Here is a 7258-nt window from a genome sequence, read left to right on the forward strand (position 1 = left end):
GTCTACGGCTGCTGGTGCCCGACAGCCATTACGGGGCGGTGCTGCGGTTCGTCAACGAGACGAACATGGGCGGACGGCTGCAGCTGCATCACGTCCGCTCGTCCGCGAGCGGCGCGACCGCCGAGCCGAACACGTTGGCAGGCAAGCTGTTCGTGGTCGACCCGACGCACGTCTGCGCTGCCGAGGCCGCCGACGTCATCGCCGCGGCAGGCGACCACGTCTGCGTCGACACCCCCGACGTGTTTTCCCGGTTCCGGCGGGCGGTCACCGACACCGGGCTGTACAAGGACTCCGACCGACTGGCGATCAAGGACGACCGGCGGCCACTCAAGCAGGCCGACTACATCTACCAGGGTGACGTCGCCGCCAAGATCGATGCGCTGACCGTCGATCTCGCCAATACCGAAGAGGCATATCAGCAAGCGCGGCGGGCAGCCGACGACATCGCCGCCGAACGCCAGCGGTGGCGGGACCGGGCCGCGGCATGCAAGGCGATCTGCGAGCAGTTCCCGCAGTGGAACCAGATCGACACCGAGACCGCCGATGGGCATGCCGACCGCCTGCGCGAACAGTACGAGCTGCTACTGGCCGAGCACCCCGACATCGAGGCGCTCAATGAGCGCGCCGATCAGTGCTGGGAGGAGATCCAGACACTGATGACCCGCCGCGGTGGCATTCAGACCCGTCGCGACGACCTGGACGGTCGTCGGACCCGGCTACTGGAGCTTCGGGAGCGGCTGGCTCCCGCGTTCGTATCCGAGCCGCTGACCGAACTACTGAACCGCTACGCCGGAGACGTGCCGATGGCGTTGGAGTTGCTCAACCCCGAACCGCACCGGGAGGCGGTGTTCACCGCCATCCGCCGGGAGCGCGATCACCTCCGCGAAAGCCGCAGGCGCTCATACGATGAGCTCGCCCGCATTCTCAACACGTTCGACACCGCGTTCCCCGACGCCATCCCCAATGACAGCGACGCGTTCGACGAACGAGTGCACGACTACGTGGTGTTGTGCCGCCACATCGACGAGCGGGAGCTCCCCGAGGCCTACGAGCGGATGATGCGGCTGGTCACCGAACAGGCGCCTGATGCCATCCTGACGCTGCACCGGGTGGCCGAGCAGGAAGCCCGGCGCATCAGCGAGCAGATCGCCAGGGTCAACACCGGTCTGGGCTCCGTGGAGTTCAACCGTGGCACCCGGTTGACGCTGCGCGCCACCCCACGCAGCCTGACGGCGGTCGCCGAGCTCACCGACATCGTCAAGGCCATCTCGCGGCGCATCGCCGAAGTCGGGCTTGGCGACAAGCAGGCGATCCTGGATCAGTACGCCGACATCCTGTTACTGCGCAACCGGCTGGCGTCCACGGCCCCCGAGGACAAGGCCTGGACGCGCGATGCCCTCGACGTCCGCAACCGGTTCACCTTCGACTGCGCCGAATGGGACACCCATACCGAAGAGCTGATCCGCACGCACAGCAATGCCGGTGACAACTCCGGTGGCGAGCAGGAGAAGCTGATGGCCTTCTGCCTGGCCGGGGCACTGAGCTTCAACCTGGCAAGCCCCGCGCAGTCCTCCATGCCGGCTGCCGCCGAAGGTGTCGACAACAAGCCGGTATTCGCTCAGCTGATGCTCGATGAGGCGTTCTCCAAGTCCGATCCGCAGTTTGCTCAGCAGGCACTGCAGGCGTTCCGCAAGTTCGGCTTCCAGCTCGTCATCGTCGCCACCGTTCAGAACGCCACGACGATCCAGCCCTACATCGACAGTGTGGTCATGGTGTCCAAGACCGAAGCCACGGGTCGTAACGCACGTCCAGTCGCCACCGTGGCATCCAAGACGATCTCGGACTTCACGACGCTGCGCCACGAGATGCGTGCCTCCGGCGTGCAAGCGCGGGTGCCGGCAACGGTCTGACGTGCGGGCCGCGAGGCCCCTCGTCGCGCCACACAGGCCACTCACAGCACAGTGGTCACATGCGCCCCAAATACCCGCGAATTAACATCTGCCCCTTTAATCACAATTAGATCAATAACCCCATTGGTTACAACGATGTGAGTATTGGACCATCGAATTCTCTTAATCGATGGAAAGCACTGGCGGCGACGCGGTCTCGCGTTGTCAACCGCGGCTGATCTGCATCGATCCGGCCTGCTCAGCTGGCACCAGCGGCATCTCTGGCCTCGTGAGAAGCACGAGAATTAAATAGACTCAGAGAATATAATTAGACTCACTACTCTCCCCGTTTAACTCTGGCCACTTCAGTAAACTCAAGATCACGATTTGAGCTGAGGATCGTCTCTCACGCCGGCCATTCGGTGCCTGCGCGTCGCGCGATCCAGCGAAGGGATCGAAAATGAGTATGCGAAAGACTGTCGCCGTCCTAGTGGCTGCCGGTGCGATCGCAATGGCGCAAATGACCGTGGCGCCGTTAGCCGGCGCTGAACCCAACTGGGACGCAATGGCCCAATGCGAATCGGGCGGGAACTGGGCCACGAACACCGGAAACGGCTTCTACGGCGGACTTCAGTTCACGCCGGCCACGTGGGCCGCCAACGGAGGTGTCGGATCACCTGCCGCCGCCAGCCGCGAAGAGCAGATCCGGGTCGCGCGGAACGTCCTGCAGACCCAGGGAATCGGAGCGTGGCCAGTCTGTGGCGGCCCAGTCGGCATGGCGGCGGGGACATGCCGCGCCATGGTCGGCTGGATTCCCATCGGCAATCTTCCTCGTCTGTGCACGCTGGTGCTCAATCCGTTCGCCTGAGACACGCAGTACGTGCCGGTCCCAGGCGTCTCGGCGGGCAGTGCGCTCAGACCACGGCCTCCCCGCGGGTTAGACGGCGCGCTTCGTTCACCGCCAGCACGGGCCATCGGTCGGTCACGCCCTTCAGTTCGTGACTGCCGCGGTCGACGAACGCGAGCCCGGACCCCAGCACCAGCGGCGGGACTGCGCCGGATACGAGAACCTCGTCGGGTCTGGCAAGCGCCATGATTCGCGCCGCGATGTGCACCGCAATGCCATGCACGTCGCCGTCCACCATCTCTACCTCACCCGTGTGCAGGCCGACCCGAACGGAGAGACCGAGATTCGCCACCGAGTCCCGGATTGCGCACGCGCACATGATCGCCCGCGCTGGACCGTCGAACGTCGCGAGTGCGCCGTCGCCCGTGAACTTGACGACCGTACCGCGCGCCCCGACCACCTGCCCCCCGACGGCTCGGTTGTGCGCGGTGAGGATCTCCGTCCACGCCTCATCACCCAAAGCCGTTGCGCGTGCCGTTGATCCGACGATGTCGGTGAACAGCACGGTCGACAACACCCGATTGGTAGGTCTGGCTCGGCTGCCGCCCGTGAGAAACGAACCCACCTCGTCGAGCACTCGGTCGGAATCGCCTGCGAACCACTCGTGGTCGTCGCCGTCGAACTCCACCAGCCGTGCGTGCGGAATACGGCCCGCGACGTACTTGGCGTGGCCCGCAGGGATATAACGGTCCCCTCGCCGGTGCAGTACCAACGTCGGCGCCTGAATGCTGTCGAGCACCGAGCGCATGTCAGTGCGCTGAAACAGCTCGCTGATCGCGTTGAAGTAGCCCGGTCCCCCGGACAGTCGCTCACCGCGTCCATACCAGCGCCGCTTCGCCGCGTCATGGCTCCAGCTCGGTGCGAGCAACTCGGTCGCCGCGCCGGTCCCCGCGGCCTCGCCGAAGATCTCGTGCATCTTGCGGTAGGTGTGCTCGGGCATCGCGAACGGCTGATCGGGCGTGCGCAGGAAGCAGGCATACGGACTCCACAACACGAGGGATCGCACACGCTCGGGGTGGCTTGCGGCCAGGAGCATGGCCGGGAGCGCCGAGCCCGCCATTCCGAATACCGCCGCCGACTCGGTGTCTGACGCGTCGAGCACCGCGAGCAGCCCGTCCGTCCACGCCTGCATTGCAGGACGCTCATTGATCGGCACGGCATCGGAGCTGCCCAACCCCAACAGATCGGTCAGGATCAGCCGGCCGAACGACGCGAGGCGGCGAAGGTGGCGGGCCACCGTCGGGTCGTCCCAAATCAGGTCGATGGGGAACCTCGGAGTGGGCACGAACAACGTGTCGGGACCGCCGTCATCGACGACCTGGTACGCCAGGTTGACGCCCCGGTCCCGCGCGTAGACGGTCTCTGGCATGGCCGCCATCCATGAAGCATGCCAGCAAAAACTGACGGTGTCGCTCATTTCGGCGCCTCCCTCGCGGGGTCCGACGGTCGCGTCGGGCAGTCGTGGGTCCGCCCCTACGACAAGCAACACGTGGTTGGACCAAGCAGCGGTAGCTGCAGGTCGCGCAAACTGTGCCTGACGTCGACCAATGGGCCTTGAACAGACCTTTACGTCATTGCGGACTGAATCAGCGACTGATTGTGCTTGACGTGATCGCGGTCGCTTGACAAGGTCGTTGATTACACGACTCGTCACAGATGTACTGGAACGCGGGGGGAATGTTGACGAAGGCAAGACGGACCATCAGGGGCCGCACTGCGGTGATCAGCGGCGCCGCATCGGGTATGGGTCGCAGTCTGGCCCTACGGCTCGCCGACCACGGCAGCCCGGTGGCGATCACCGACATCGACGAGGGGGGATTGAAGGAAACCGAGGCGAGCATCTCGGGGCCGGTGTTGTCGCGGGTTCTCGACGTCAGCGATGCGGACGCGCAGCTGGCCTTCGCCGCGGAGGTGCGGGACTGGACGCCGGCGGCGGTGGGCGCCGTCTTCAACAATGCCGGAGTCAATCTCGCGTCCACCGTGCTCGACGCCGATCCCGACGACGATCAATGGTTGTGGAACATCAACTTCCACGGCGTGGTCAATGGAACCCGGGCGTTCCTACCGATCCTCGTCGAGCAGGACGAGGGAGCGATCGTCAACACCTCGAGCGTCTTCGGCCTGGCCGGCATGCCCAACCAAAGCGCCTATTGCTCAGCCAAGTTCGCGGTGCGCGGGTTCACCGATGCGCTGCGCCAGGAGCTGCGGGGCACCGGGGTGACCGCCGTCAACGTCCATCCCGGCGGGGTCAACACCAACATCGTGCGAAACGCGCGAGTCCGGACGACCACTGACGGAAATGGCCCAACGCACCAGCAGATGGTCGCCGAATTTGCGGCAACCACCATGACGACCCCGGAAAGGGCCGCGGAGATCATCCACCGCGGTGTCGAGGCGGGCAAGTCCCGCATCCTGGTTGGCTTGGATGCGCACCTCTTCGACATCCTCGCCCGACTAGCCCCGACCGGTTACCTCGACGTCATCGAGAGGTTTCAGGCGCCCATCAACAGGGTGCGTCGCGCCCGAACCGTCGCCGCAAGCGGTGGGTGGGAGAGCGACTTGGTGATCGACGCGGGTGCGGGTGCCGGCGCCGTCAACCCGTGATCGGCGGGCGCCGATCGCCGAGGCCACCGTTGCGTTCGAGCAGTGCACCCAGGCGCAGAATGGTCGACTCGTCGAACCACTTCGACACGAGTTGGATGCCGATCGGCAGTTCCTCCGAGCTGAACCCGTACGGCACCGAGAGTGCAGGCAGGCCAGTCAGATTGAACGGTGACGTCGCCGCCATCACATGAGTCCACGGCACCGTCACACCATCGACGACGAGTTCCAGCGCCCCATGCGGCGTGGCGGTGACGGGATTGACCGGGCACAGCAGCACGTCGAAGTGCGCGAAGTATCCGGCGAATGCCGACCGTAGCGCTTCCAGCTTCGCCCGCGCCGCATGAACCTCGGCGAAGGTGGGGTCCTCCATCGCGACGATGCCCGCACCGGTGGAGAACAGTTCGCCTTCGCGACCGGCCGCCAAAGCCTTGACGTAGGGGGCCAATTCGCCGTAGACGAACGTCATGAGCGTCCCGAACGCATCGGCCTGCTTGAGGAACGGCGCCCCGACCCGTTCGACCTCGCATCCGAGATCGGACAGTTGCGCGGCGGCAGTGGCGACCGCGGCGGTGATCTCGGGATCCACCGGCCCGAACGCGTCGTCGGATACCCAGCCGACACGAATGGGCCGTCCGGCCACCCCCGTGCGGGCGGAGTCTATTTCCTTGGCGTGGACGGCATAACCGTCGATGCCGTCCGGTCCGCTCAGGATGGAGTAACCCAGTGCGACGTCGCGAACGGTGCGGGCCATCGGCCCGACGTGCCACCAGGCTGCGGTCATCGGCGCGAAGTGTCCGGTGAAGGGGATGCGGCCGTGAGTGGCCTTGAGGGCGGCGATCCCGGTGAACGCGGCTGGGCCCCGCACGGAGATCGCGACATCGCTTCCGATGCCGATCGGCGACATGCCCGCCGCGATCGCCGCGGACTCACCGCCCGAGGATCCGCCCGGCGTGCGGTCCGGGTTCCAAGGGTTGTTCGTGCGGCCGGTGACGAGGTTGTCGGTTTCGGTCCACGCCGAGAATTCGGGGAGGTTGGTCTTCGCGATGGGGATACCGCCTGCCGCCTTGAACCGTGCCACCGCGGTGGCGTCGGCCTCGGGGATGAAGCCGGCGAACAGCTTGGTGCCGCGTTGGGTCGGGATGCCCTCGGTATCGAGGGCGTCCTTGATGGTGAAGGGAACTCCGTGCAGCGGACCGAGTTCGACGCCGTTGACGACGGCCTCGTCGGCCGTGGTGGCATCCCGCAGTGCGTCGTCGGCGCGCAGGGTGACGATGGCGTTGATCTTCGGATTGACCGTGGCGATGCGGTCCAGGTGCGCCTGGACGACTTCGCGGGAGGAGACCTGTTTCGCCGCGATCAGCGCCGCCAGGGTGGTCGCATCCCGATAGTGCATTGGGTCCGTGGTGTTCATGGTTGCCCTTCCTGCTAGATGTCCGGGTGAAGGTCGCGAACGGGGCTTGCCGCTTCCAATAGCGAAGCCAGGTGCAGGATGGTCGATTCGGCCTGCCAGCTCGACACCACTTGCACGTTGATGGGTAGCCCGTCCCCGCTGGTGCCGAACCTCATCGACAATGCCGGCAGACCGGTCACGTTGAAGGGCACGGTAACGCCCTGAATGTACGTGGCGTCCACGGTCTGGCCGTTGATGACGAATTCCCTTGCGCCATGCTCGTGAGCTGGGATCGGCAGCACGGGACAGACCAGTGCGTCGTAGCGCTGGAAGTAGTCGGCGAAGCCGTCCCTCAGCCGCTCGGCCGCCTGTTCTGCCTGGACGTACTCGTCAACGGGCGTGTCGGGAGTGGCACGCATCCCCTTGGCGATCGTGAAGAGCTCATCGTCTGCGCGACCGGCCGTCGCT

General features: G+C 65.7%; 5 protein-coding genes and 1 pseudogene. 3 read left to right on the top strand and 3 right to left on the bottom strand.

The features are described 5' to 3' along the window. On the top strand, window positions 1-1910 hold a 1910-nt coding region (locus ACRDUX_RS05085; protein ID WP_526411631.1), incomplete at its 5' end, for an SbcC/MukB-like Walker B domain-containing protein. Between the two features lie 532 nt (window positions 1911-2442). Next, window positions 2443-2757, top strand: a pseudogene (locus ACRDUX_RS05090) (transglycosylase family protein); the annotation flags it as partial. A gap of 46 nt (window positions 2758-2803) precedes the next feature. Here ACRDUX_RS05090 and ACRDUX_RS05095 read toward each other — a convergent pair. Then, the gene (locus tag ACRDUX_RS05095) at window positions 2804-4165 is read right to left on the bottom strand and encodes an adenylate/guanylate cyclase domain-containing protein (protein WP_526411632.1); all 1362 of its coding nucleotides are present in this window, start codon (window positions 4163-4165) and stop codon (window positions 2804-2806) included. 311 nt (window positions 4166-4476) lie between these two features. On the opposite strand from ACRDUX_RS05095, the gene ACRDUX_RS05100 reads away from it, so the two are divergent. After that, the gene (locus tag ACRDUX_RS05100; protein ID WP_526411638.1) at window positions 4477-5400 is read left to right on the top strand and encodes an SDR family NAD(P)-dependent oxidoreductase; all 924 of its coding nucleotides are present in this window, start codon (window positions 4477-4479) and stop codon (window positions 5398-5400) included. On the opposite strand, the gene ACRDUX_RS05105 is transcribed toward ACRDUX_RS05100, so the two are convergent. Then, window positions 5390-6811: an amidase gene (locus ACRDUX_RS05105; protein ID WP_526411634.1), complete on the bottom strand. Its 1422-nt coding sequence runs from the start codon at window positions 6809-6811 to the stop codon at window positions 5390-5392. The genes ACRDUX_RS05100 and ACRDUX_RS05105 overlap by 11 nt on opposite strands. A 14-nt stretch (window positions 6812-6825) precedes the next feature. After that, a partial coding sequence (locus ACRDUX_RS05110) for an amidase family protein (RefSeq protein WP_526411636.1) occupies window positions 6826-7258 on the bottom strand: 433 nt, incomplete at its 5' end.

The sequence above is a fragment of the Mycobacterium sp. genome (genome assembly GCF_050701675.1).
Lineage (GTDB): Bacteria > Actinomycetota > Actinomycetes > Mycobacteriales > Mycobacteriaceae > Mycobacterium.

Coding starts and splice junctions, on each gene's coding strand:
- ACRDUX_RS05095 (WP_526411632.1), bottom strand. CDS start 4,165: ATGCCAGAGACCGTCTACGCGCGGGACCGGGGCGTCAACCTGGCGTAC.
- ACRDUX_RS05105 (WP_526411634.1), bottom strand. CDS start 6,811: ATGAACACCACGGACCCAATGCACTATCGGGATGCGACCACCCTGGCG.